Origin of the sequence: Spirosoma agri, assembly GCF_010747415.1 — a bacterium.
Taxonomy (GTDB): Bacteria; Bacteroidota; Bacteroidia; order Cytophagales; family Spirosomataceae; genus Spirosoma; species Spirosoma agri.
This window is the reverse complement of sequence record NZ_JAAGNZ010000001.1, coordinates 117,427-142,803: the sequence shown is the minus strand read 5'-3', so window position 1 is coordinate 142,803 and position 25,377 is coordinate 117,427. Positions and strand designations below refer to the sequence as shown.

19 protein-coding genes are annotated in these 25,377 nt (G+C 51.4%); 10 read left to right on the top strand and 9 right to left on the bottom strand.

All coding sequences use genetic code 11. The features are described from left to right. Positions 1-89 precede the first annotated feature (89 nt). Complete coding sequence (locus GK091_RS00560; RefSeq protein ID WP_164034707.1) at positions 90-764, bottom strand: SDR family oxidoreductase; 675 nt, start codon at positions 762-764, stop codon at positions 90-92. A gap of 164 nt (positions 765-928) precedes the next feature. Here GK091_RS00560 and GK091_RS00555 point away from each other — a divergent pair, with 164 nt between their 5' ends. Continuing rightward, the gene (locus GK091_RS00555; RefSeq protein ID WP_164034706.1) at positions 929-1,660 is read left to right on the top strand and encodes an MlaE family ABC transporter permease; all 732 of its coding nucleotides are present in this window, start codon (positions 929-931) and stop codon (positions 1,658-1,660) included. A gap of 10 nt (positions 1,661-1,670) precedes the next feature. After that, positions 1,671-2,417 carry an ABC transporter ATP-binding protein gene (locus GK091_RS00550; RefSeq protein WP_164034705.1) on the top strand — a complete coding sequence of 249 codons (747 nt, stop codon included), beginning with the start codon at positions 1,671-1,673 and terminating at the stop codon, positions 2,415-2,417. Between the two features lie 56 nt (positions 2,418-2,473). Here GK091_RS00550 and nadC read toward each other — a convergent pair whose 3' ends face one another. After that, positions 2,474-3,307, bottom strand: coding sequence for a carboxylating nicotinate-nucleotide diphosphorylase (nadC, locus tag GK091_RS00545; protein WP_164034704.1), 834 nt, complete (start codon positions 3,305-3,307; stop codon positions 2,474-2,476). Between the two features lie 66 nt (positions 3,308-3,373). Continuing rightward, positions 3,374-4,345 carry a DnaJ-like cysteine-rich domain-containing protein gene (locus tag GK091_RS00540; RefSeq protein WP_164034703.1) on the bottom strand — a complete coding sequence of 324 codons (972 nt, stop codon included), beginning with the start codon at positions 4,343-4,345 and terminating at the stop codon, positions 3,374-3,376. A 160-nt stretch (positions 4,346-4,505) separates the two neighbouring features. On the opposite strand from GK091_RS00540, the gene GK091_RS00535 reads away from it, so the two are divergent. The 5 genes from GK091_RS00535 (at position 4,506) to GK091_RS00515 (ending at position 12,182) form a co-directional block, all read left to right on the top strand. Beyond that, positions 4,506-4,892, top strand: coding sequence for a hypothetical protein (locus tag GK091_RS00535; RefSeq protein ID WP_164034702.1), 387 nt, complete (start codon positions 4,506-4,508; stop codon positions 4,890-4,892). A gap of 128 nt (positions 4,893-5,020) precedes the next feature. Further along, positions 5,021-8,098 carry a protein translocase subunit SecDF gene (gene secDF, locus GK091_RS00530; RefSeq protein WP_164034701.1) on the top strand — a complete coding sequence of 1,026 codons (3,078 nt, stop codon included), beginning with the start codon at positions 5,021-5,023 and terminating at the stop codon, positions 8,096-8,098. 188 nt (positions 8,099-8,286) lie between these two features. Then, on the top strand, positions 8,287-9,789 hold the full coding sequence (locus GK091_RS00525; RefSeq protein ID WP_164034700.1) for an APC family permease: 1,503 nt from the start codon (positions 8,287-8,289) through the stop codon (positions 9,787-9,789). Positions 9,790-9,904: 115 nt separating this feature from the next. Continuing rightward, positions 9,905-10,705, top strand: a complete 801-nt coding sequence (locus GK091_RS00520) for a sulfite exporter TauE/SafE family protein (RefSeq protein ID WP_164034699.1) — start codon at positions 9,905-9,907, stop codon at positions 10,703-10,705. Positions 10,706-10,778: 73 nt separating this feature from the next. Continuing rightward, complete coding sequence (locus GK091_RS00515; RefSeq protein WP_164034698.1) at positions 10,779-12,182, top strand: MBL fold metallo-hydrolase; 1,404 nt, start codon at positions 10,779-10,781, stop codon at positions 12,180-12,182. Positions 12,183-12,245: 63 nt separating this feature from the next. Here the strand turns inward: GK091_RS00515 and GK091_RS00510 are convergent, their stop codons facing one another. Both GK091_RS00510 and GK091_RS00505 read right to left on the bottom strand, forming a co-directional pair. Continuing rightward, positions 12,246-12,605: a hypothetical protein gene (locus GK091_RS00510; protein ID WP_164034697.1), complete on the bottom strand. Its 360-nt coding sequence runs from the start codon at positions 12,603-12,605 to the stop codon at positions 12,246-12,248. A 194-nt stretch (positions 12,606-12,799) separates the two neighbouring features. Further along, positions 12,800-13,780, bottom strand: coding sequence for a pyruvate dehydrogenase complex E1 component subunit beta (locus tag GK091_RS00505; protein WP_164034696.1), 981 nt, complete (start codon positions 13,778-13,780; stop codon positions 12,800-12,802). 412 nt (positions 13,781-14,192) lie between these two features. Here GK091_RS00505 and GK091_RS00500 point away from each other — a divergent pair, with 412 nt between their 5' ends. Next, the gene (locus GK091_RS00500; protein WP_164034695.1) at positions 14,193-16,622 is read left to right on the top strand and encodes a TonB-dependent receptor domain-containing protein; all 2,430 of its coding nucleotides are present in this window, start codon (positions 14,193-14,195) and stop codon (positions 16,620-16,622) included. A gap of 58 nt (positions 16,623-16,680) precedes the next feature. On the opposite strand, the gene GK091_RS00495 is transcribed toward GK091_RS00500, so the two are convergent. The 4 genes from GK091_RS00495 to GK091_RS00480 all read right to left on the bottom strand — a co-directional run bounded on the left by GK091_RS00495 (position 16,681) and on the right by GK091_RS00480 (position 21,707). Then, entirely contained in the window at positions 16,681-17,664 is a 984-nt protein-coding gene (locus GK091_RS00495) for a nucleoside hydrolase (protein WP_164034694.1), read from the bottom strand. Between the two features lie 10 nt (positions 17,665-17,674). Continuing rightward, on the bottom strand, positions 17,675-18,697 hold the full coding sequence (locus GK091_RS00490) for a phosphotransferase (RefSeq protein ID WP_164034693.1): 1,023 nt from the start codon (positions 18,695-18,697) through the stop codon (positions 17,675-17,677). An 81-nt stretch (positions 18,698-18,778) separates the two neighbouring features. After that, positions 18,779-20,995 carry a type IX secretion system anionic LPS delivery protein PorZ gene (gene porZ / locus GK091_RS00485; RefSeq protein WP_246202106.1) on the bottom strand — a complete coding sequence of 739 codons (2,217 nt, stop codon included), beginning with the start codon at positions 20,993-20,995 and terminating at the stop codon, positions 18,779-18,781. Between the two features lie 82 nt (positions 20,996-21,077). Next, positions 21,078-21,707, bottom strand: a complete 630-nt coding sequence (locus GK091_RS00480) for a thymidine kinase (RefSeq protein WP_164034691.1) — start codon at positions 21,705-21,707, stop codon at positions 21,078-21,080. A 167-nt stretch (positions 21,708-21,874) separates the two neighbouring features. Between GK091_RS00480 and GK091_RS00475 the strand changes: the two genes are divergently transcribed. Together GK091_RS00475 and GK091_RS00470 are read left to right on the top strand one after the other, a co-directional pair. Beyond that, a complete protein-coding gene (locus GK091_RS00475; protein WP_164034690.1) occupies positions 21,875-23,161 on the top strand; it encodes a hypothetical protein in 1,287 nt (428 codons plus the stop codon). Positions 23,162-23,286: 125 nt separating this feature from the next. Further along, positions 23,287-25,365 (top strand): ComEA family DNA-binding protein, encoded by a 2,079-nt coding sequence (locus GK091_RS00470; RefSeq protein ID WP_164034689.1) that lies wholly within the window; start codon positions 23,287-23,289, stop codon positions 25,363-25,365. Positions 25,366-25,377: the final 12 nt, after the last annotated feature.

Genomic DNA, 25,377 nt, shown 5'->3' with positions numbered 1-25,377 from the left:
TAACAGTGAACAGTTATGTGTGCAGGCAGATGAAGCGGTCCGCAAGATACGAAAGAGTCGCTAGTCAACACTCATCTGCCCGCAACTTGCTAAATATCGCCCAGTTGGGGACGAATAAGAATCTCTTCTATAACAGCACTTTTAGAGAGCGAATACGCGGCCCAGATGCTCTGCGCCACATCGTCCGGTTTCAGGAAACGCTCCTCCGGCAGGTCGGTTCCTTCCCAGCTCGCGGTCAGTGTAGCGCCCGGCAAGATAGCCGTTACCTTAACGCCGTGCGGTTTTAATTCTTCCCGCAAAACGCGGCTCATGCCCAGCAGCGCAAACTTCGAGATGCAATAGGAACCTCCGTTCGTGTAGGCCGTAATGCTGGCGGTTGAACACATCATAAAAATATGACCTTGTTTTCTGACCACCATATCGCCAACCAGGCCGCGTGTAAGGTGATAGGCACTGCCCACATTCGTGCTCATCAATTGCTCGAACGTGCCCTCGGCTTCATCCTGAATCTGGCCCGGCAGAAACACACCCGTATTATTCACCAACACATCGACAGGCCGATCAAGCGAGTGAATATAAGCCAGCAGCGCTTCGACGCCCGCCCGCTTCGAGAGGTCAGCTGCAAAGGGCAATAACCCCGCTCCCTGCAAACCGGCAACCGACCGGGCACAAACAACGGCATCGAAACCCTCGGTAACGAATTGATCGACAACCGCGCGGCCTATTCCTTTAGTGCCCCCCGTTACAACAACTAGTGGATTCATAAGAACGAATAAATGTCGGTTAAACTAAACCGACTTTTTAGAGACAGGGCCAGTTTTAAGATATGGCGCAAGTTACGTTAGAAACCATTCTATCGTTGCCGGGGTTCTCTGGATGTTGTCGCATCCGGTAGTTGGATCGACGAGTTGCTTCGCTACATGCAGTTATGTCACGGTTAGGTCATTATTTTATTTTTCTGGGGTCGCTCTTCCGGAATCGGGAGAAAATGCGGGTCTATCTGGGGCTTATTCTAAACGAGTGCACGTCGATCGGCGTAGGATCGGTTTTTATCGTTGCTCTGGTCAACACCTTCATCGGCGCGGTTACCTGCGTTCAAACGGCCTACAACCTCACAAACCCGTTCGTTCCCCACAACATTATTGCGCTCATCGTGCGGGACAGTACCATTCTGGAGCTAGCCCCCACATTGACCTGTATCGTGCTGGCCGGTAAGGTTGGCTCTAACATAGCCAGCGAGTTGGGCACGATGCGGATCACCGAACAAATCGACGCGCTGGAGGTAATGGGCATTAATTCGAGCTCCTATCTGGTCTTACCCAAAGTAATCGCATCGGTCCTGATGATTCCGTTGCTGGTTATTATGGCGGGCTTTCTTTCTATCCTGGGTGGCTATATCGCTGGTGTTCTGGCGGGTGTCATCTCTCCCGAAGATTACGTATCCGGACTACGCTTCGAGTACAAACCATTCGGTGTTGTGTTCGCCCTGATCAAAACCGTTGTCTTTTCCTTTCTGGTATCAACAATATCAGCGTATCAGGGGTATAGTGTACAAGGTGGGGCTCTCGAAGTCGGGGCTGCGTCAACAGCGGCTGTGACCAATAGTTGTATTGCGATTGTAGCCGCTGACTTTGTTCTGACACAGGTATTATTGACGTAGTAACGGCCTTATGATTGACATTAAGAATATAACGAAGACCTTCGGCGACCGTCAGGTGCTGGCGGGCATTGATGGAACGTTCAAACCAGGAGATACCAGTCTGATCATTGGCGGTAGCGGTACGGGTAAAAGTGTGCTGCTGAAGTGTATGATCGGCCTGATCAAACCCGATTCGGGCGAAGTACTCTACGACGGTCGTAATTTTCTGACGGCGAATCTGGACGATCAGAAAACCATCCGGCGCGAAATGGGTGTGCTGTTCCAGGGATCGGCGCTGTTCGATTCGAAAACCGTATTCGAGAATGTCCGCTTCCCGCTCGATATGCTCACCGATCAGTCGGAAGAGGAGAAGCTAGATCGGGTTCAGGAGTGTCTGCGACGGGTGGAACTTGAGAATGCGGGCGATCGGATGCCATCGGAGATCAGTGGTGGTATGAAGAAGCGGGTCGGCATTGCCCGTGCTATCGTTCTTAATCCCAAATACCTGTTTTGCGATGAACCGAACTCGGGCCTCGATCCGCTCACGTCGATCAAGATCGATCAGCTTATCTCGGAAATCACGGATGAATACAAGATCACAACGGTTGTTATCACCCACGACATGAACTCCATGATGGAGATTGGCGAGCAGATCATGTTCCTCTACAAAGGCCACAAACTCTGGGAGGGCAACAGCGACACGATCACGCAATCGGACGTGAAGGAATTGAACGAGTTCATCTTCGCGAACAAGCTATTGCGCGAAATGGAGAAATAACGTGTTGTTCCTGATCAGGCGCTTTGTGTCATTATCACAATCAGGAACAACACGCATCAATACGCTTTCAGGCTTAAATCCAGACTATTGATTTGGTGGGTCAGCGCACCGGATGAGATATAGTCTACGCCTGTTTCAGCGTAGGCGCGTAGATTACTCTCGTCAATGCCTCCCGACGCTTCGGTGATAAATCGACCGTTGATAAGCCGAACCATCTCCCGGATGCCATCCGGCTGGAAATTATCCAACAGAACGACGTCAACCTGGCCTATCCGAAGCACGTCTTCTACCTCAGCCCGGTTACGGGTTTCGACTTCGATTCGCAACGTCCGGCCTGTTTCGTTTAGGTAAGCAACGGCTTTATTGATAGCCGCTTCAATACCTCCGGCATAATCGATATGGTTATCTTTGATTAAAATCATATCGTACAGCCCGAACCGGTGATTGACAGCCCCCCCGATTTTGGTTGCCATCTTTTCACATATTCTGAAGTTCGGCGTCGTTTTTCGCGTATCCAGCAGCTTGGCCCGTGTGCCTTCGAGCAAATCGACCAACTGGCGCGTATGGGTAGCGATACCACTCATCCGCTGCATACAGTTCAGTACCAATCGTTCGGCGGTCAGAATGTTACGGGCATTCCCACTAACAGTCAACACGATGTCACCGGGTTTAATGCTGGCTCCGTCCTGCATCAACACCTCAACCTGGAACGTGGGATCTACTTCGGCGAAGATTGCTTGGGCCACTTCCACGCCCGCCAGAATACCAGTTCCTTTAACCAGCAGCCGAGCCCGCTTCTGCGCATCAGCCGGGATCGTTGATAAAGAAGTATGATCGCCGTCGCCGATATCTTCGGCTAGGGCGGATTGAATAAATTCGTGCAAATTCATGGGGCGAAAGTAACTAAATTTACCGGATGCGCTCCGACAGTAATCGTAAGGTTTATCTCTCTTAACTTAGGGAGCATCGGTATGGTTTGGCCGATTCGGGCAGCGGAAGTTCCCGTTACCCTGACAAACAGGGCAGGTAACCCGTTCCGTAATTGGGCGATAGACGAATCGGTTACGTTCACGAACCTGCCGTTGTTCAGTGATGAGGATGGTACGCTCACCCAGACAGTTAGGACACCGTACCGCAGCGACTCCGCCACAGCTTATGCAATTTCTGGACTTTCCGAACGCCATAACGGGCAGATCCGTCTTCCCGGCCATACCTAATCGAGTCGACTGATCCAGTTCGATACCAGTGATCATATAGCCTCCAACAGGACCGCCGATCAGACCAGCAGCAATAGGCAAACTTTTGAAATTGATGGTATCCAGCCCTGGCCTGACGCGCTCGAAGTACAAACTATATTGGATCGAATCGACGGCAGCAGGTATTGTAACGGGTACATCCAGGTCAAATTTATCGGCCCGAACAATCCGGTACGCTTCCCGAACATCCTGCCGATTGTATAAATAGGTAGCCGAGCTTAGGATAAACCGTGAACCCCCGGCCTGTCTTCGCACAAAAGTCAGTACCGTGTAGCTGGTATCACTGAAAACCGAAGTCAGCGTCATCGATTTGTCCAGAAAGTTTGACCACTCATAGGCTACGGGGCGAGGTGATCCATCGTCGGCAGCGACCCGTAAAGCTTCCTGCTTAACGAATAGAGCAATTTGATCGGGTGGCGACTGCCGTTGCTTGATTTCGCCGGCGGTCAGCACGACACCATCGGCCAGCGTAATACGATCAAGGCTATTCTTGGGAATCTCCTGAAGCGGAGCGCGTGGGCTATCAAAACTTTTCACCAACACAGTTCTTGCCTTGAACGCAATTTCACTGGCTTTGCCCGTATGCCCGTTTGTGAAGGACAAAACGTGTTGTGCCGATACAGGCGTAGATAACAATAGCCAACCGACGAGAAGACTATATCTAGTTTTCATACGTTAAGGTTTTATCAACGTTACAGGCGATTTTACCTCCTTTTCGTTAGTTCAAATCGGCATCAGCCCATACAAAAAAGCGGCTTCGCAGCAGAGAATACAAATAGTATTTGCATTGTTTAAAAAATGATACGAAATTTGTTATCCGCTTAATAACTTTATGAAGCAACCTCGCGTCATACAACGTCTTTCAAGCCTCTTTCTGGCCTTCCTGCTGCTTTCGCTGGCAGTTGGCGGGTATAGTGGCGGTGTTGACCATAAGACGGTGACAACCAAAAAAGCGGTTGCGGAACAAAGCAAAACGGGTAAAGCGACGGATTCTCAGTCGTCGGATGCCCACCTGAGCGCGGCCCAGTTTGAAGCGGTCGTTACCCCGGCCATCACAGTAGACGGAAATAGCCAAACGGCATTTCTACTCCCGGCCCCGACGCTTGTTATTCTGTTGCTGTTGAGCGTTCCCCTGCTCCGGCATTTTACCATTCCGCATTTCTATTTTTCTTACTTCAAGTTTGTCTTTGGGCATCATATTGCCACAAATGCGCCCTAGTTTTTCAGGACGTTGAGTAGTGAACATCGGACGTTAGACCCGCTAACGCAGCACCCTGTGTCGTTCATTAGTCAATTCAACCACCGTGTCTAACGTCCGGAATCCAGTTTCCAAATTTTTATTATCTAATGCAAAATCGAACCGGAATACTCATTCTGACGGGCGTAATTACGGCTATCTGCCTTTACTTCCTGTCGTTTACGTTTGTATCGCGCGGCATCAAAGCCGATGCGGATGCATACGCAACCAATAAACAAGGTCAGGTTGACCGCGCTAAAAAACAACGTTACCTCGATTCACTCTGGAAAGAGCCTGTTTACCTGGGTAGCACGCTTCAGGAGGTTACCGAGCGCGAACTGGGCCTGGGTCTTGACCTTCAGGGTGGCATGCACGTGGTGCTTGAAGTATCACCAGCCGACATTCTGCGTAGCCTGTCAGGCAACAACCGCGATCCAAAATTCACAGAAGCCCTGAAACTGGCGGCTGAAGACAAGAAAACGAGCAACACCAGCTTCGTAGACCTATTTGCCAACAATTTCAAGAAACTGGCTCCTGATACGAAACTGGCGAGCGTTTTCGCAACGAGTGCCAACCGGAGCAAAATCAACTTTCAGTCGTCGGACACCGAAGTTCGGAAACTGTTGAATGACGAAGTGAACGGTGCATTCGGTCGTGCGTTCCAGATCATCCAGGCGCGGGTCGATAAATTTGGGGTAGCGAACCCGAATATTCAGCGGTTACCGGGTTCCGGTCGTATCCAGATCGAACTGCCGGGTGTCGACAATCCAGAGCGGATTCGTCGCTTACTGACGGGAGCGGCTAAACTCGAATTTACGGAAGTGTACCGGCTTAACGAACTGGCTCCGGCTATCGAAGGCATGGGCGCTTATCTGCTGAGTCAGGAAGCCGCTCGTAAAGCTGCGGCAAAAACAACAGCTACCTCACCAGCAACCGGAACAGCAGCTACGGGCAATAGTCTGGAATCGCAGCTGGCCCAGGGTTCTAAGAAAGATTCGACGGGCAAAGCCGATACGACAGCCGCTGCGGCACAAGGTACGGCCCTAACCCAGTTATTTTTACCAGTTGGTCAGGATCAATTGGGTGTTTACCTGAAAGATACGGCTCGTGCCAACGCCGTTCTGAACGCGCCCGAAGTTCGTAGCCTGTTTCCAGCCGATGCCGTATTCGCCTGGGATCGTAAGACGTTCAAAGCAACGGATGGTAAAGAAATTCTGCCGCTTTACTTCCTGAAAAAACCAGGTGGTCGTGCTCCGCTCGAAGGAGACGTGATTACGGAAGCATCGAACGATTACGATGATCGTGGTCGTCCGGAAGTGACGATGAACATGAATGCAGAAGGTGGCCGTAAATGGAAAAACCTGACAGCCGCCAACGTGGGTCGTCCGGTCGCTATTTTGCTTGATAACCTGGTCTACACAGCACCAAACGTACAGAATGAGATTCCCAATGGCCGTTCGAGCATCTCGGGTAACTTCACCGTTGAAGAGACCAAAGATATGGCCAACGTACTGAAAGCCGGTAAACTCCCTGCTCCAACCACCATCGTAGAAGAAAGTGTTGTTGGTGCTACACTCGGTTCAGAAGCCGTCAATGCGGGTGTGCTTTCCTCAATCGTCGGTATTCTCCTGGTTCTTGGCTTTGTGGTCTTCTACTACAACCGGGCCGGACTTATTGCCGACATTGCACTGGTGGTTAACCTGTTTTTCCTGCTGGGCGTAATGGCGTCGTTGGGTGCCGTATTAACGATGCCCGGTATTGCCGGTATCGTTCTGTCAATCGGTATGGCCGTCGATGCGAACGTACTTATTTTCGAACGGATCAAAGAAGAACTGGCGCTGGGTAAGACATTTAAGGTAGCGGTCAGCGATGGATTCAAGAACGCGATGTCGTCTATCATCGACTCGAACGTAACGACCTTCCTGACGGGTATCGTCCTCTTCATTTTCGGTACAGGGCTGATTCTGGGTTTTGCCACAACGCTGCTTATCGGTATTCTAACGTCCTTGTTCGCGGCTATTTTCATCACGCGCCTGCTGCTTGAATACTACATCCGGAACGGCAAAACGCTGACCTTTACATCAACGTGGGCTAAGAACCTGTTTGCTGATTCGAACTTCGATTTCGTTTCCCGTCGTAAACTGTACTACACCGTTTCGTCGGTTATCATTGCCGCCGGTATCATCTCCGTCATTTTCCGGGGCTTTGGTCTGGGTGTCGATTTCAAAGGTGGCCGTTCATACGTTGTTCGCTTCGAAAAGGCGGTCAGTACGGATGACGTTCGGAACTCGCTGGAAGGCGTTCTGGGTGCATCACCCGAAGTAAAAACATACGGTGGTACGGGTATTGGTGCCAACCAGGTGAAAGTAACGACCTCGTATCTGGTCGATGACAATTCGCAGGGCGCCGACAAACGCGCGGAAGCCACGATCTACAAAGGCTTAAGCAGTCTGCAAGGCAACCCGGCCAAAATTGAAAGCTCGCAGAAAGTTGGACCAACCATTGCGTACGACATTCTGACTTCAGCCCTGTGGTCGATTCTGCTCGCCGTTGCCGTCGTTTTCGTTTACATCCTCATCCGGTTCAAACGGCTGGCATTTGGGTACGGCGCTGTCGTTGCTATGTTCCACGATGTACTGATCATTCTGGCTATCTTCTCGATCTTCAACGGTTTCCTACCGTTCTCGCTTGATGTCGATCAGGCATTTGTCGGAGCCTTGCTGACGATCATGGGGTATTCCATGAACGATACTGTGGTGGTCTTCGACCGGGTTCGTGAATACCTCAGCGAAAACCGGGGCAAGAAAGAAAGTATTCCAACCATCATCAACAACGCGTTGAACAGTACCCTGAGCCGCACCGCGGTGACCGGTTTCTCGACAATCCTTGTGCTGCTGGTACTTTTCATCTTCGGTGGTGAAACGATTCGGGGCTTCTCGTTCGCGATGCTGATCGGTGTCATTGTCGGTACATACTCGTCGCTGTTCGTAGCAACGCCGATCGTGGTTGACGCCTTGAGCCGCGACCAGGAGAAAGACAACGATACACCAACAACGATCGAAAAGAAAGTTGGCTTCGACGCTATTCCGTCAGACTTTACGAGTGCAGCACCAGCTACACCCGAAGAGTTTACGGCCAAAAAGGAGAAAAAACCGAAAACACCGTTGATTCGTCCATCGCAGTCATAGGTTGAAAGACAGAAGAGCGAACGGGTAAACGAGTAAAAGAGAGAAAGCCATCCAATCGGTTTTTCACCGCTTCGGCGGACGACTCTTATGCTCGTTTTCTCTTTCGCTCTTTATTTTTCGTATATTTCGGCTGAAACACCTAAGAATCTTTTACTAAAAGCCATTATCACCAAACTCTATTTTCCTACATGGAAACCAAATTGAAACCAGTGGATACGAGCATTTGGCGGAAGAAGCCGTTAGCGGCCTACGAAGCTGACATGAAAAAAAGCGAACTCAAACGTGTCTTGACACGCTGGTCGCTAACCTCACTTGGTATCGGGGCCGTTATTGGCGGGGGCGTGTTCGTACTCACCGGTATTGCCGCCAACGAATGGGCGGGCCCTGCACTGGCACTGGCATTTGTTATGGCGGGCGTTGCCTGCGCCTTTGCCGCTCTCTGCTACGCAGAGTTTGCCTCTATTCTACCCGTTGAAGGATCGGCCTATGCGTACTCCTACGGTACGGTTGGTGAAATTTTCGCCTGGCTTATCGGCTGGAATCTAATTCTTGAATACATGATGGGGGCCACGACGGTAGCCGTAAGCTGGTCCGGTTATTTCGAGAAATTACTGCATCTCGTTGGTATCAACCCACCGCTCTGGCTGATGAACGACCCCGTTACGGCGCAGGAAAAGGCGGAGAAATTACGGGCTGCCGGAGAAAGCATCCCCGATTTCGCGTTTGCGATTAACCTGCCTGCCTTTCTGATCGTTTGGTGCGTTACGTATGTATTGGTAAAAGGCATCAAAGAAGCCGCCAGCACGAACAACGCTATCGTAATTTTGAAAGTAGCGACCGTTATTTTCGTCATTATCGCCGGCTCGTTTTACGTAGATGTTGCCAACTGGACACCATTTATTCCGGAGCCAGTCATTGACGCGGGTGGTCAGCAGCATTACGGATTTAATGGAATCGTAACGGCAGCGGGTATCGTGTTCTTTGCCTACATTGGTTTTGACGCCGTTTCGACGCAGGCCGGAGAAGCCATCAACCCGAAGAAAGACGTTCCATTTGCGATTATCGCATCGCTGGTTATTTGCACGGTGTTGTACATTCTGGTTTCGCTCGTACTGACGGGTATGGTTAAGTTCGATGCCCTGGATCTAAAAGCCCCTGTAGCTCAGGCATTTGCTGATCAGGGTCTTACCTGGGCTGTCTATTTGATTACGATTGCGGCCATCGCCGGTCTAACCTCGGTCATGCTGGTGATGATGCTGGGCCAAACCCGAATTTTCCTGGGTATGGCTAAAGATGGTCTGTTACCTAAAAACCTGTTTGCCTCTATCCACCCAACGTTTAAAACGCCCTGGAAGAGTACCATTCTCGTTGGTGCTATCGTTTCGGTTGTCGCTGCGTTGACCCCAATCGATAAAGTTTCGGAACTGTGCTCGTCGGGAACGCTGCTGGCCTTTGCCATGATTTGCGGGGCAGTGTGGCTACTGCGCGTTCGCGAACCGAATCTGGAGCGCCCTTACAAGACACCGGCCTTACCCGTCGTCGCTACGTTGGGTATCTGCGCAAACCTGTACCTGATGTATAACCTGCGGACAGACACGAAAATATCGTTTGTGATCTGGTGTACGCTGGGTGTCATCGTTTACTTCCTGTACAGCCGTAAGCATAGCCACCTGAACAAAACGCAGGAATAAACAAGAATTGTAGCAACTGGTTATAGCTAACAAACGGCCTCCGGAATTCACCGGAGGCCGTTTGTTTTTTGTGAAACCGGGCGAGTAAACGAAGTATGCGTAATTTTGCGCTGTGATGAGTGGACAGGAATTTGTAGGCTATGCGTCAGCCCTGATTGTCGGGCTGGTCATTGGACTGGCTGGTGGCGGTGGCTCTATTTTAACGGTCCCTATTTTCGTGTATGTGTTCGGAATCCCAACCATGCTGGCGACCACCTATTCGCTCTTTGTGGTGGGTACGACTTCGCTGGTTGGATCGATCAATCATATTCTGAAAAAGCGGGTCGATCTTCGCATTACCCTGACTTTTGCGCTGCCCTCCTTTATATCCATCTACTTGAGCCGTCGCTTTCTGGTTCCGGCCCTGCCCGACCCGCTGTTTCAAGTGAATACCTTTGCTCTAGCCAAGAGCGACGCCATCCTGTATTTTTTCGCGACGGTTATGATTCTGGCGGCTCGCGCTATGATTAGCGGCAGCACCCGCCCCGAGCAGGGTGAAGCCGCCGACGGTCATCCACGATATGGGTCGTTGGCACTCGACGGCCTGGCGGTTGGACTGTTGACCGGAACCATTGGCGCGGGGGGAGGCTTTCTGATCGTTCCCATGCTGGTTCTAATGGCCGGGCTGCCCATGCACCGGGCGGTGGCAACCTCGGTTTTCATTATTGCGGTCAATTCGTTCGTAGGATTTGCTGGTGATATTCAGCATACCGACCTGGACTGGAATTTTCTGCTACCGTTTACGGGTTTATCCATTATTGGTATTTTCATTGGGATGTATCTGGCGCGTTTCGTGCCGCCCGACCGACTCAAAAAAGGATTTGGCTGGTTTGTGCTGGCGGTCGCCTGTTACATGATCAGCCGGGAAGTGATGTAGTGCGGGCGGTCCGCCGTTGCGGATGGAAGCACGCTTTTATTAATGAATCATGCGGGTTTCACCCGCACTACGTATGATTATCGAACAATTGTATACGGGCTGTCTGGCTCAGGGAGCCTATTATATCGAAAGCAATGGCGAAGCAGCCATCATCGATCCGCTTCGTGAAACGTCTCCTTATGTCCGGAAAGCGGAAAAAGCAGGGGCCACCATCAAGTACGTTTTTGAAACCCATTTCCACGCTGATTTTGTATCGGGCCACCTGGATCTAGCCCAGAAAACGGGGGCTACTATTGTGTATGGACCGAATGCCAATACAACGTATGATGCCTATCACGCGCAGGATGGCGAACAATTCACGCTAGGTGACGTGCGTATCAAAGCCCTCCACACACCCGGCCACACACGCGAATCGACGACGTATCTGCTCATCGATGAGCGGGGAAAAGACCACGCTATATTTACGGGTGATACGCTTTTTATCGGCGATGTAGGACGTCCCGATCTGGCCATCAAAGGCGACCTGACCGAACGCGACCTGGCGGGAATGCTTTACGATAGTCTGCACAGTAAGATTATGCCGCTTGCCGATGAGGTGATCGTTTACCCAGCCCATGGAGCCGGATCGGCCTGTGGCAAAAACATGAGTAAAGAGACAACCGATACGCTTGGCAACCAGAAACGGTTCAATTATGCCCTCCGGGCAAAATCGAAGACTGACTTTATTGAGCAGGTGCTCGACGGTCTGACAGCAGCGCCCGCTTACTTTGCCGAAAATGCGCGACTCAACAAAGAAGGCTACGAAAGTCTCGACCGTGTCCTGAAACGGAGTAGTCAACCTCTTTCACCCGAAGCGTTTGAGGCTGCGGTCAATGAAACGGGTGCCGTGGTTCTGGACGTTCGGGAAGCTGCTGATTTCGCCAAAGGGTTTATTCCCAACGCCATCAATATTGGCCTGAACGGGCAGTTTGCGCCTTGGGTTGGCGGGCTGATTCCAGACCTTACTCAGCCTATTGCGCTTGTAACACCCGCCGGGCTGGAACAGGAAACGATCGTTCGGCTGGCCCGCGTCGGGTATGATAACTGCATTGGCTACCTCGACGGTGGGTTTTCCAGCTGGCAAACAGCCGGCAACGAAATAGACAGTATCGAATCGATTTCGGCCGAGGAATTTGCCGACAGATGGCAAGAAAGTCATTCCCTTTCGATTGTGGACGTTCGCAAACCGGGTGAGTTTGGCACCGAGCATATCGAGGGTGCCGAGAACGTACCGCTCGATACGATCAATGATCATTTGGCTGAACTCAACCGCACGGAGCCGGTTTACGTTCACTGTGCGGGCGGCTATCGGTCGATGGTGGCTAACTCAATCCTGAAAGCGCGCGGTTTCGACAACGTGATCAATGTAGAGGGTGGTTTAGCCGCTATAAAAAAGACAGCGGTTCCTGTCATTGCCCAGACGGGTGTCGTTCATTAAGTCTGGATTGGCTTACGAGGTGAACCGGCTTAATGCTCTTCACCTCGTAAGCCAATCCAGTCATCAGGCTGCGGGATTATCGTCAATGCCCAGACGAGGCAATGCCGGATTTAAAATTCGGGCGACAACTTTTAGTCGGAATACCCGAGTTCCCGCCACATCGAAATCGCAGCTGTAAAACTCCCGCTGCTTAATTCCTCTGTAAACAGCTGTATAGTTAACCTTGGGTGGCCAATTCATCAGCGCTAACTCAGCGGTGATGGCATCGACGGCTTTACGAAGATTTGAGAAAAAAATAACGGTAGGTTCTCGCTGTCGAATTAGGTTGAGCGACCCTACGTGTTGAATAGTGACTTCATAGATAATGCGCCCTGTTGACCGTACGTTGGACCTATTTTCAGTCTTTTCCTGAGTTTTCTCCATTAGCACTACTATTCTGAAAAACTATCAACCTATTTTTCAAACCCGAAACTAATTGCTGTCTACATTAGTTTTACCAATAACTACGCCAGAAAGCGGCTCGATCTCACCAAGGTCGGGCTTTTTTTATGGGCAAAAAAAAGCACTGGCCATAACGACCAATGCTTTTTTGCATTTATCGATTCTCAGCGAATCACCTATTTCTTATACATCACGGTTTCCACAGCCTGCAATGTCCGCTTAACATTCGGCAGAATAGCCTCGATGAGCGTTGGCGCATACGGAAGGGGCAAATCCATGCTGTTCACCCGAATAACCGGTGAATCCAGGTAATCGAACGCGTTACGCTGGATGTTGTACGTCAATTCCGACGAGATAGCCGCCAACGGCCACGCTTCTTCAACGATCACACACCGGTTTGTTTTCTTCACCGAGTTAATGATTGTTGCGTAATCGATCGGACGAACCGACCGCAGATCGATAACTTCGGCAGAGATGCCATTCTTGGCTAATTCTTCGGCAGCGGCAATCGCTACTTTCATGATCTTACCAAATGACACGATCGTTACGTCATTCCCTTCGCGAACGATGTTAGCCTGACCGATCGGAATCAAATATTCTTCTTCCGGAACCTGACCCTTATCGCCATACATCAATTCCGACTCCATGAAAATGACCGGGTCATTATCGCGGATGCAGGACTTGAGCAATCCCTTAGCGTCGTATGGATTGGATGGAACGACAACTTTCAGTCCCGATGTGTTGGCGAACCAGTTCTCAAAATTCTGAGAGTGCTGACTCGACAGCATGCCGGCGTTACCGGTAGGTCCCCGAAACACAATCGGGCAGGAGTATTGCCCGCCCGACATCGACATTATTTTTGCTGCTGAGTTAATGACCTGATCAATGGCTACCAGTGAGAAATTAAAGGTCATAAATTCGATGATCGGCCGCAGACCGTTGATCGCCGAGCCAACGCCAATACCGGCGAACCCTAATTCGGCGATAGGCGTGTCAATTACCCGCGCAGCCCCAAACTCATCCAGCATTCCCTGACTGACTTTGTAGGCCCCATTGTATTCGGCGACTTCTTCGCCCATCAGATAGACTTTCGGGTCCCGGCGCATTTCTTCCGACATGGCCTCCCGCAGGGCTTCGCGGAACTGTATTTCTCTCATCCTGAACGGTTGATTTCGTTTTATCTCGTATCGACCAGCAATTCTCGTTTCGATAGCACTGGCTGAAAAACTGATCAAAATTAGGCAAAATGCCCTGATTCATCAAACGATCGTTTACGGCTTCCAGCAATATATAAGCGGATGGCCAGATAAATCTTTTTACCCGTGCAACTTCCTGCCCACGGAAGGCATCTTTGCCGTAAAGGCATCGACACATCAGCAATGTCACATGACAATTTGTTCCTTCCATACTCCAGTTCGCCAGTCACATATAAATCAGCGGGTTAGTCGATGAAAATGGACCGTTTGTCGAAATGTTAAATTTCCATAACGGCATATGTCCTTCCTTTATGACGCTTTAGCTTTACTCCATCATCAGCCATTACCCTTCCCTTATCCTTTTCACCTTTTCATGAAAAACTTATTCCTATCCTTGTTCTTTCTTATTCCAATGTTGGCCCTAAGTCAATCGAATCCGGGTCGCATTACGGGCTCGCTGACCGATTCCAGTTCAACAAAGCCGGTGCCTTTTGCAACGGTGGCTATCCAGGGGTCTGATACTAAACTTATATCGGGCGTAACGACGGACGAAAAAGGGTCATTCGTTCTGGACAAGATCGCAGTAGGGACCTACAAACTGGTCATTTCGTTCGTCGGTTACCGCACTAAAACGATTGAAAAAATAGCGATTTCGGCGGCTAAACCACTGCTTGACCTGGGCAACATTGTGGTGTCGCCCGATAGTCGCAACCTGAACGAAGTCAACGTCGTTGGGCAAAAAGCGCTGATTGAAGACAAAGGCGATCGTCTGGTGTACAACGCCGAAAAAGACGCGTCGAACACGGGCGGCACCGCCGTCGATGTGCTGCGCAAAGTACCCATGCTGACGGTCGATCTGGACGGTAACCTGAAAATGCGCGGAAGTGGCAATATCAAAGTCTTGGTCAATGGTAAACCTTCTTCGATTATGGCCCGTAATCTGGCCGATGCGCTCAAGCAGATGCCCGCCAATATCATCAAATCGGTGGAGGTCATCACGAGTCCCGGTGCTAAATACGATGCTGAAGGATCCGCCGGTGTGATCAATATCATTACGAAAAAAGGCGTTCAGGGCACAAACGGGACCGTCAACGTAACGGGCGGAGACCTGAACCGTTCGTTGGGTGGTAATTTGAACGTAAAAGGAAAAAAACTGGGACTCGCCATCTCCCTGAACGGCTATCAATACCGCAACATCGCAGAGAACAGTAGCCTACGAACCGCCCTGACCAATGACCAGCCGAGCAGTATTTTACAGCAGAGTACGAGTCGTGACAATACCGGCACAGGCGGGTTCGGGGAAATGAGCCTCGACTACGACCCCGATTCGACGAACCGGATCAACTTTTCGGCCAATGCCTGGGGTGGTAACTTCCCGATGAACAGTACACTCGATAGCCGCCTGACCGATCCACAGGGTGCTGTCATTCAGCAGTTTCACCGTGACATCAATTTCCGCAATCCATATGGAAACACGGAATTTAACCTGGGCTGGACGAAGTCGTTCAAAAAGCCGGGCCGGGAATTTGCGATTCTGACACAATACGCGCGCATGCCCGATAACTATTACTACACCATTACCCAGACGGATATGAAGTCGGAAGTACCGAGCTACCTGGAACGAAGCACGAACCTCAGCCGGAACAACGAATACACCTTCCAGACTGATTACACGCACCCGTTTACGGCCTACACCAAGCACGACACGCTTACGTTCAAAGCCGAAGCCGGTGCCAAAGCCATTCAGCGCAACATTGGCAGCGAGTTTGTCATCGAACAGGCGTTGTCGGGGCAGGAACGTGATTATGCCATCGACCCCAGCCGGTCCAACGACTTCACCTACGATCAACGCGTCGTGGCGGGGTATGCATCGTTGAAAGTAGACACAAAACGGAAATGGAACCTTACCGCCGGAGCAAGACTCGAACACACGAATATTGAGGGCGATTTTGTGTCGACGCAGAGCCGATTTACCAACCAGTACCAGAATCTGATTCCCAGTTTTACGCTGGCCAAGACGCTCTGGACAAAGCACACGGTCAAGGTCAGTTATACGCAGCGAATTTCGCGCCCGCTGATCTGGTATCTGAACCCGTACAAAAACTACAGTGATCCCAAAAATATCCAGACGGGTAATCCCTTCCTGAATCCGGAACTGACCCACGCAACGGAATTATCTTACAGCACGTTCGGTAAAGAAGGCTCGTCGTTCAATGCCGCGCTTTTCTGGCGGCAGACCAACAACTCGATTGAATGGCTCTCGACGGTCGATGCGCAGGGTGTTGCGCTGACGACTCCGCAGAACATTGGTCGAAATGCCAGTTACGGGGCCAATCTTAACCTGGCCCTTCAGCCCACGAAAAGCATCAATCTGAGCGTCGGAAGTGATATTACCTACGTGGATCTCACCAGCATTGCCCTCAATCAGCGCACAAGCGGGTGGGTATGGAGCCTGAGCCCTAACTTTTCCTACAAGCTCCCCAAAGACCTGACGCTCCAGGCCAATGGATATGTTGGGTCGGGATGGATTTCGCTTCAGAGCCGGAACTCAGGCTGGTATTACTACGGTCTTTCGGCCAAGAAAGAGCTGATGGATAAAAAAGTTACGCTGACGCTGAACCTCAATAACCCATTTAACCGGAGTGTCAAAATAACGGGCGAGCAGTTTGCGCCTTCATTCACGGCACAAAACACGTCCCTGTTTGTGAATCGCTCCGTTCGCCTGACGCTTAGCTACAAATTCGGCCAGATGAGTTCGGGCGGCAAACAGAGCCGTAAAATCAGTAACGACGACAAGAAATAACAGTAACGCGGTGGTGCGGCATTCCGACAGTCTGGTTCGTGGAGCTAAAGATGACAAATTAGTCTTCGGCCCTACGGACTAGGCTGTCGGAATGCCGCGTGACTACGTTCTTCTGCGCTGCCCGTTTCAAATCATTGATCACAATTTCTTCAAAACCGGGCAGCGTTTTATATGCGTAGGTCGCCCGCCATTGTGTGTTTTCGTACGAGTACGAAACTTCCAGATACGGCTTATCTTCGCCGGGTGTAGTATCGCTCTGGCGGACATTGATTCGAACGGGAATATCCCGATAATACTTGAAGTAGTCGGGGTGCGTCAGGTAGCCAAGGGGCGTTGTATCCCAGGGTACAAAACCGTCTACGCCAAACAGCTCTTCGTTAAATTGCTGCCAGGGACGTAGCTGGTCATATACCCACTGATCGGCTTCGGTCGCGTTGTTCAGAAACTCAATATCCGTCTTCCCCAAAAAGGTATAAACGCTGCACTCATAACCCGACAGCACCATGTTAACCCCTGCGTCAAACAAGATCCGGAATGACTCCGGGTCCATCTCGAAGTTATAATCGCCCACCGACAACTTTTCCAAGCCCGGTTTGAAGGGCAAACCGGGTGTTCGCCCGGCACAGACGACAACCTCTTCGATTTGCGGGATCAGTTCCGGGTGGTTTTTAATTACCGTTGCCACGTTCGTAACCGGTCCAATAGCCAGAATCGGCATTTTCTCCAATTGAAGCGCATCCGCCAGGGCACGCGTTGCTTCGTTTTCCGTGCCAACGTCCTGGGCCGTGTCGGACCCACGATACACCGGAATCGTTCGACCGGTTTTGTTGTACCAGCCCAGCAGTTTCTGCGTCACATCGTGTCCGTAATTGGCGTAGGTGATTGTGCTGATCCCCACGATTTCGATTTTATCGGGGTGTTCAAGCGCCATGATCAGCGCGATGGCATCGTCTACTTCACGGGGTGTTTTATCCTTCATCCCGATCATAATATCCGTATCGAGCCAGATTCGGCGTGGTTGCGCAGGAACAACAGATGACATAGGCTGATGATTAAAGCATGTGACGGGCCTCACTTAATAACGATTGTTTTTGCTCGAGCGACAGACTTAACGGGAGTTGAGCCAGTCCAATCAACCGGCGCATAAGTTCAACGCCCGTGAAGCGCTGGCGAAGCGTATCATCAAAACCCGCAGGTTTTTCGTAAGTTGCCAAAATTGTGTCCAGCGTCGAGAGCGGCTGCTGCGCCATCATCAAATGGGCAATCATTACTCCCAGATCGAACTCCGGAGGACCGTAGAAACAGAATTCCGGGTCGATCACTTTAATGACAAGCTCATCACCGATCGTTGCCTGCAACCAGCTACCGGGATAATAATCACCGTGCAAGAGTGCTTTAGGAGCACTTGTTGCTCCTCTTCGCGTACCGTCGGCCAGATAGCGTTCGCCCAATTGTCGGACGCTCTTTTTCAGGTCGGCGTCGCGTTTGTAAGGCATTGCCAGCGCCTGCAAACCCGGCTGAATCGTATCGAGATCAAATCCGTTTTCTTCCAGAAACGGATACTTGAACAGGTGTTCGTGATTCAATTCTCGCATAGCCTGATTGGCAAAAATCGGATCGGGCTCTTCGACCAGAAACTGATGATGAAGCTCAGACAGATAGGCCGTTAGGGCCACCGAATCCGTATCGCTCAAAAGCTGACCAGGTTGATACAGAAAGGTGTAGTCACGGGCAGTGCCCAGATCCTGAAGCACCAGAATATTATTGTCTTCGTCGGCCCCCAGCAGTTGGGGCATATAATTGGCCAGCATCGGGATCGGCTGAACTTTCTGGTAGAATCGCCCTTCGATAACCGCCCGATTAGCCGGAGCCGGAATCGTTGGGTATTTCTCCACATAGTCCCGAGACTGCTTGACAATCAGTGTTCGGTTGGGCGTTATCACCCGGACGGTATAGTTCATGTTTCCTTCACCGGGCTTCTCGACCGATTCGATCTTTTCTTCGGTATCGAGCCAGCCACGTCGGCGTAAGTAATCCTGGAGAACATCAGTGTTTTGGGCATCGAGGTGAAGCATATCGGATCAGTCTAGGAAATACGTAACACGGCAATAACAAACAATCAGATTCACAACTCATCCCGAATCAATCTGGTTTGCTTACCGGACAACGGCCAGCTTTCCGGCAAGCCCCTCGGTCCCATCGGCCGTCACGACAACCACCAGATAAATACCCGTCTGCGCTGACCGCCCCCGATAATCGCGCAGGTTCCAGGTTGCCGAACCACCCTGCGAACGGGCCTCATACACCAGCTGACCACCCGCGTCCAGAATTTTCACGGTTGAATTGTCGGTCAGTCCATTGATACCAACGGTCCCCGTAAAATCGGGTCGCACCGGGTTCGGAAAAATGGTTAGACTGCTCAGCGCGCTGGCCGGTTCGGTGGCGGGTCCCCGATACGAAATGATACCATTGGGCTGGTCCGACGTTCCGGTTTCGATAAAGACACGGCCACTGATCGGCTCGATCGCGATCGCCTGAACGGCGTTATTGGGTAATGGACTGGTAGCCGCCGTAAATGTGTCGAGTAGCTGCGACCCATCGGGCGAAACGTGGTAAAGGCCATCGCGCGTGCCGATCCACTTCCGGTTGCCGCCGTCAACAGCAATAGCCGTGACGGGTTCGTTTGCCAGTAATCGACGCCGGTTCAGCAACGGTGGCTGCGCATCGATGGTGGCATCAAATGCGCCATAAGGGCTATCAAAAACAGTGGGCCCTAGATCGGTGCCTACCCAGATGGCTCCGTTTCGATCTTTTACCAACGTACGAACCGCGTTGGTCAGCAGTCCGCCCTGCCCGGTCTGCGTACTCAGGTAGCGAATACGATTCGCCTGCGGATCAACGACCAGCACACCGCCAAAGCCAAGTCGGAGCCATAAGAAGCCATTATCGTCGGGAACAATCTGCACGATACTCTGATCATTGACGATCGAAAAAGATTGAAACTGTCCATCAGGTCGCCGTACATGGAGCGTAGCCCGTTGAAATATTGGACCGCCCGTTGCCATCCACAAATTTCCGTCAATATCCGTAGCCAGACTCGTAATAAACGGCACGATAGTCGCGGGCAACGTGACGGCAGTGAGCGTCAGATCATCATTCTGAACCCACAAACCACCTCCATAACTGGAGAGGTACAGTTTCTGCTCGGCGGTCAGATACGCGGCTGAATTGAATCCAGACACGACTCCCGTTCCAGAAACGGTGAGCCAACGCTCGTCAGGAACAGCCAACACCTCAACCGGAGGTTGACTTACGGTTAGTGCGGTCGTGTCCTGCGGCCCTCTGGGCAGGGCAATGAGCCATTGTGCGTAGGCATATAGTCCAGCGAACTGATCCTGAGCCGGACCTTCGGGAGCGATTTGCCGCAAAGTTCCTCCGCTACCCGACAGTAACCCGTTCTGCGTATCCGCGATCCAAATCGCGCTACCATCCAGCGCAGCATCGCGGGGATTTACTACCAGCGAACTCGTGAACGGCCCTGCGTTTGGCGTGGTTATTGTTCCGGTCGTCGCTAAAATTGGCGTAGTGGCGGTTGGGAATTGGCGAACCAGTGAACGGGTCAGTGCCTGGGACAAAACCCACCGACCTGACTGCCGCTCGTAAATACCCTGTCCATTGACTGTTGCGGACAAGCGACCCTGATTAGTGACGATTGACTCCAGTTGGATTCCCGGCTCCGCAATCCTTTTCCAGTTAGCGGGATCAGCAACGTTAACGTTAGCGGCAAACCGAATGGCCCGAAGTCGTCGGCCGGTTTCGGTCGCGATCAGCGGTGCCGTCAGCGCATAGAGACTATCAGCCGTTGTCGTTGTCTGATAAATCGGTAAAGCCGATCCGTCGGCACGCTGACTAAAGTACGTATCCCGAATCTCATTTTTGACCACATCCAGTACAACTAGTCCGAAATCGGTGCTGAGATACGCGTTCGATCCTACGCGATTGATGTGATAGATCGTACGTGACGCAGGGAGATTGGTGGCCGCCAGAATCGTATTGACGTTGACAACTCCGGCTGGCTCACCAGCGTTTGATAGAGCCAGAAAATCCAGGTTGCCATTTCGGTAGGCGATCAATATCCGTTGCTGATCGGCCAGATAGAGCAATCGGCTGATACCGACATCACTTAATCCATCTTTTTTTGATACTACAACGAGTTCATTCGTGGCTTTGTCTACATAGAAGAGGCCATTCTGCGTAGCTGCGTAAACGGTTGCTGGGGTTATGGCTATCGACTGGCCCGAGCGATAACTGACGTGGGTCTGCCAGCTACCAATTTGGGCCAGTACCGACTGATGAACGATGGCTACCAGCATTAGGCCCCATAAACTGAATCGCCTGAACCGCAACTTGATTTGGCTACAGCTCTCGTTCCTGCCTGGGATGCCAGCCCTGTAGTCACTCATTTTCGCGAACGTCTTCGTACGCCCATTCTTTTCGACCGGCTTTGTCGCCCAAATTGAAACAACGTCGGCAGCGCGCTTCGTAACTATCCGTTTCACCGAGAAGCACTCGTTCCTGGGAAGGCACGAGTCGGTAAGAGTATTGAGCAATATCGCCACAGACTACACAAATTGCGTGGACTTTGGTTACGTATTCGGCAATGGCCATGAGTTGGGGCATGCAACCAAACGGCTGTCCGGAATAGTCCATGTCCAAACCGGCCAGCACTACTCGTTTTCCCTGATTGGCCAGCATTCGGCAAACATCGACAATCTCTTTATCAAAAAATTGGGCTTCGTCGATACCAACTACATCACAGTCCCCGGTGAGGGCGATTATCTGGCCCGCTGTTTGCACAGGTGTTGACTGAATACTCAGCGACGAATGCGAAACGATATTTTCTGCGTCATACCGCGTGTCGATAGCCGGTTTAACGATCTCGACCTTCAGTTTGGCGATTCGTGCGCGCGTGAGCCGCCGGATCAGTTCTTCGGTCTTTCCGGAGAACATGGAGCCGCAAATTACCTCAATCCAGCCGGTGCGAAGGTGAGGTGGCTCAGGTCGTCGAGTGGTTTCAATAAACATTTGGTGCCAGTCGGTTCAGAGGCCAGTCGATCTTTACGCGCAACCAGGTCGAGCGTTGGATCGTTGGCCTACATTAAGGCTTAAACCACTTTTTTTTAACTTCTTTAAGGGCCAAAAAGTGGTTTGTGTCCGAAAACTTTATCTTTACAAAACAAAGGCTTTTCCTGATGTCGAACAAGTTTAACGCCAACGCGCTCACCGAATACAGTAAGTTATACGCCCGTCGGACAGCCTCCGACTTTTACCAGCATCATTCAACCATCAGCGGGCAGCAAATTCTGGCGCTGACACCCATCAGTCAGATCAACCTGTTCGTTATCAGCAGCCTATCGGAAAAGTGGCAGAGCGACGCGGAGAAGTTCCGTAGTCCCTATTTCGACTTTACCAATGCTGATGTTCAGGAAGCGTTGCAGAATTTCATGAACGTGGTGTCGCAGCATATTTCGGTTCGGCGTGAACAGCTGGAGCCTTTACTGGCCGAGGCAACCCGTCGGACAATTACCATGATTTTTGATCCGCGCGCTTACTTTGATGACATTCTGCGCAGTCAACCGGAATTTACGCTTACGGCTACGGCCCTGAAGCAAATAACCCGGTACACGAAAATCAACCAGTTTGTCCCGGCACACATCGCCCAACGGATGAATGGCAAGCCTTTTGTGTACGTCAACCAGGCCCTGAATTTCCTGGACGAAGCCCTGACGCAGCGTGGCCACGAACTAGAACATTACGATAAATTCGTCGCGCTATTTTCCGAAAAAGTGCCGATGGATGTGCCGGCCCTACTCCGCAGTCATGTTCCCGACAGCATTCCGGCAACCCCCGGACGGTCGTTTTTCGATACGGCCATCGAGCCAACAGTTCCCCCGGCTCCGCTGGTTGCGCTCGACACGACGTCAACAACGAACTGGTCTACCGAAGGCATAGCACCCGCCATTCCTCCGCAGCCCGATCCAACACCAGCACCGCTCCCCGACGATTTTTCCAGTTCGGGAGGTTCTTTATTTCTCGGTAATACACCCGGTCCGGAACCGGTTGCACCCACCAGTCAGCCATCGCAGTTGCAGACCGGCGCTATTTCGCAACCATCAGTCGATCAGAACGATACATCCGTTACTATTGACCATACAACGGAGTCAACGCCCACATTGAACGATACGATTCGGCTGTCTACACCTGCCGAGCCAGAATCCGTAGCTGAAGCGTTTACCAGAGCACCCATCGAAAGTGTAGCGCGCAGCATCTCGCTCAACCAGAAATTCCGGTTCATCAATCAGCTTTTCAACGGCAACACGGGGGCCTATAATAATGCCATTGATGAAATTGACACGCTGAGCAACTACGGTCAGGCGCTTGATCTGATTTCGTATCGATACGCATCCCAATACCTCTGGGATATGAGCAGTGATGAAGTCAGCGAATTGGTCGAAATCCTGAAACGACGGTTCTCATAAGGGGCAATTCAGATCGTATCGATTAGTCAACTATAAGCGCAATATTAGTTACCTAATTTGACTGCATTCGTCAAAGTCAGATGACGTTTGTAATCAGAATCGGCCGGTTCACATCGTACGTAGTTATGCGTACGGTTTGTCTGTCTATCGTAGCATATTTTCTCACTGATAATCAAGCCGTTTGCCAATCAACGCAACCGAATCGATCGACTGACGCTATCAGCCGGTACATACAGGATTTGTTTCCCGTTCAGACGGAAGGCATTGACTACCCGTCTGTTTACGATGCACTGACACAGCTTTATGCCAATCCGCTTGATCTGAACACAGCAACGCGTGATGAGTTGGCGGCCACCTACCTCCTGACCGAACGGCAGTTGAGTAATCTGGCGACTTACCGGGCTCAATTTGGCGATCTATTGTCAATTTATGAGCTTCAGGCTGTACCCGACTTCGATCTGCCAACGATTCGACGGCTCCTCCCGTTTGTGACAGTAGCAGGCAATCCACGCCTGTTCGGAACCCTGCCAACGCCTATAGACAACTACCTGCTCGTACGCTATGAGCGAGTTTTGGAGCAGCAGAAAGGATTTTCGGACGCGACGCCCGACAAAAATGGTAAGTTACCAACGCGCTATCTCGGCAATGCGCAGCAATGGTACGCCCGTTATCGTTACAGTCGGCCACGGGCGTTTAGTGTCGGTTTCACACTAGAGAAAGATTCCGGCGAACCTATAGACTGGCAACCGTCCATCCGCCGGTACGGTGCCGATTACATTTCTTTTCATGCGCAGGTGCAGAATCGAGGTCGCTGGCGTACTATCCTGCTTGGTGATTATCAGGTACAGATTGGGCAGGGTCTGGTGCTGTCGGCAGGTTTTGTGCTGGGCAAAAGCGCCGAAACGGTACAGACGGTTCGACGGCCAACGCTGGGGGCCCGACCGTATACGTCCTTAACGGAGTACGGTTATTTCCGAGGTGCTACGGCTACCTATGCCATTCGTCCCACGCTGGACCTTACCCTCATAGCCGCCCGCAACCGACGCGACGCCAATATGACCATCGCCAATCAGGAGATTATGGCGACTTCTCTGCAAACATCAGGTCTGCACCGGACCCAATCCGAACTCGACGATCAGGGTAGTTTGCTCGAAACCAACATTGGTACACATCTGCTATACCACAACCGGCAGCAGGTACAGGCCGGTCTGACCATCCTGCAAACAACCTTTGACCACGCTTACCAGCGACGCAATTTGCCTTATAATCAGTATGAATTTACGGGAAACCGAAACCTGGTCGTGGGCCTGCACGGTGGATACATCTGGCATAACTGGAATTTCTTCGGTGAGATCGCGCGGAGTAGTGGCTCTGTGACTAATTCGGGGGAAATCGGTGCCGTTGCGGGTACGCTGGCAAGCCTAACGAAGAAAGTGGACATGGCCGTCGCGCTACGGCATTATGACCGAAATTTTCACAGTTTTTACAGCAATGGCTTTAGTGAAGGAAGCCGCACCATCAACGAGTCGGGGGCTTACCTGGGCCTGAAATACAGCCTTTACCGAAAGCTCACCCTTGGCGGCTTCATCGATTATTTTCGTTTCCCGTGGCTGAAGTACCTGGTCGATAAGCCGTCCAGTGGGTTTGATTACTTACTCCAGGCGCGTTACACGCCCAACCGGCAAACGGCTTTCTATCTGGTTTATCACGACGAGCACAAAGAAAAGAATCTACCCGATAGTGATCCCAAAGAGACGGTTGGCACAACGCGCCGAAACCTAGCACTGAACGCTGATTATGTGCTCACGCGGGGATTATCGTTACGGTCCCGCATTCAGTTTGGCAGCTTCTCGTATGCGGGTCAGCCGCCGTCCAATGGCTTTGTGCTGGTTCAGGATGCTACTCTGGACATTCGGCGATTGAGTATTAGCGGACGAATAGCTCTGTTCGGGACGGACGATTACGACAGCCGCCAATATGTGTACGAGCGCGACGTTTTATACGCGTTTTCTTTTCCGGCCTATTTTAATCACGGCTTTCGACACTATCTGCTGGTACAATACAACCTGAACCAGCACTTGTCGATCTGGATGCGCTGGTCACGAACCGATATGATTGATCAAAAAACCATCGGCTCCGACCTTGACCAGATTAACGCACCTCATAAATCGGAAGTAAAGATTCAGACAAGGTGGCGGTTTTAAAGGAACTGATTT

What these genes read in the sequence shown, in the direction of transcription:
- GK091_RS00555 (WP_164034706.1), top strand. Translation starts at nt 929, where the DNA reads ATGTCACGGTTAGGTCATTATTTTATTTTTCTGGGGTCGCTCTTCCGG.
- GK091_RS00510 (WP_164034697.1), bottom strand. Translation starts at nt 12,605, where the DNA reads ATGGAGAAAACTCAGGAAAAGACTGAAAATAGGTCCAACGTACGGTCA.
- GK091_RS00540 (WP_164034703.1), bottom strand. Translation starts at nt 4,345, where the DNA reads ATGAAAACTAGATATAGTCTTCTCGTCGGTTGGCTATTGTTATCTACG.
- GK091_RS00520 (WP_164034699.1), top strand. Translation starts at nt 9,905, where the DNA reads ATGAGTGGACAGGAATTTGTAGGCTATGCGTCAGCCCTGATTGTCGGG.
- GK091_RS00470 (WP_164034689.1), top strand. Translation starts at nt 23,287, where the DNA reads ATGCGTACGGTTTGTCTGTCTATCGTAGCATATTTTCTCACTGATAAT.
- GK091_RS00560 (WP_164034707.1), bottom strand. Translation starts at nt 764, where the DNA reads ATGAATCCACTAGTTGTTGTAACGGGGGGCACTAAAGGAATAGGCCGC.
- GK091_RS00525 (WP_164034700.1), top strand. Translation starts at nt 8,287, where the DNA reads ATGGAAACCAAATTGAAACCAGTGGATACGAGCATTTGGCGGAAGAAG.
- secDF (WP_164034701.1), top strand. Translation starts at nt 5,021, where the DNA reads ATGCAAAATCGAACCGGAATACTCATTCTGACGGGCGTAATTACGGCT.
- GK091_RS00495 (WP_164034694.1), bottom strand. Translation starts at nt 17,664, where the DNA reads ATGTCATCTGTTGTTCCTGCGCAACCACGCCGAATCTGGCTCGATACG.
- nadC (WP_164034704.1), bottom strand. Translation starts at nt 3,307, where the DNA reads ATGAATTTGCACGAATTTATTCAATCCGCCCTAGCCGAAGATATCGGC.
- GK091_RS00550 (WP_164034705.1), top strand. Translation starts at nt 1,671, where the DNA reads ATGATTGACATTAAGAATATAACGAAGACCTTCGGCGACCGTCAGGTG.
- GK091_RS00535 (WP_164034702.1), top strand. Translation starts at nt 4,506, where the DNA reads ATGAAGCAACCTCGCGTCATACAACGTCTTTCAAGCCTCTTTCTGGCC.
- porZ (WP_246202106.1), bottom strand. Translation starts at nt 20,995, where the DNA reads ATGCTGGTAGCCATCGTTCATCAGTCGGTACTGGCCCAAATTGGTAGC.
- GK091_RS00500 (WP_164034695.1), top strand. Translation starts at nt 14,193, where the DNA reads ATGAAAAACTTATTCCTATCCTTGTTCTTTCTTATTCCAATGTTGGCC.
- GK091_RS00490 (WP_164034693.1), bottom strand. Translation starts at nt 18,697, where the DNA reads ATGCTTCACCTCGATGCCCAAAACACTGATGTTCTCCAGGATTACTTA.
- GK091_RS00505 (WP_164034696.1), bottom strand. Translation starts at nt 13,780, where the DNA reads ATGAGAGAAATACAGTTCCGCGAAGCCCTGCGGGAGGCCATGTCGGAA.
- GK091_RS00515 (WP_164034698.1), top strand. Translation starts at nt 10,779, where the DNA reads ATGATTATCGAACAATTGTATACGGGCTGTCTGGCTCAGGGAGCCTAT.
- GK091_RS00480 (WP_164034691.1), bottom strand. Translation starts at nt 21,707, where the DNA reads ATGTTTATTGAAACCACTCGACGACCTGAGCCACCTCACCTTCGCACC.
- GK091_RS00475 (WP_164034690.1), top strand. Translation starts at nt 21,875, where the DNA reads ATGTCGAACAAGTTTAACGCCAACGCGCTCACCGAATACAGTAAGTTA.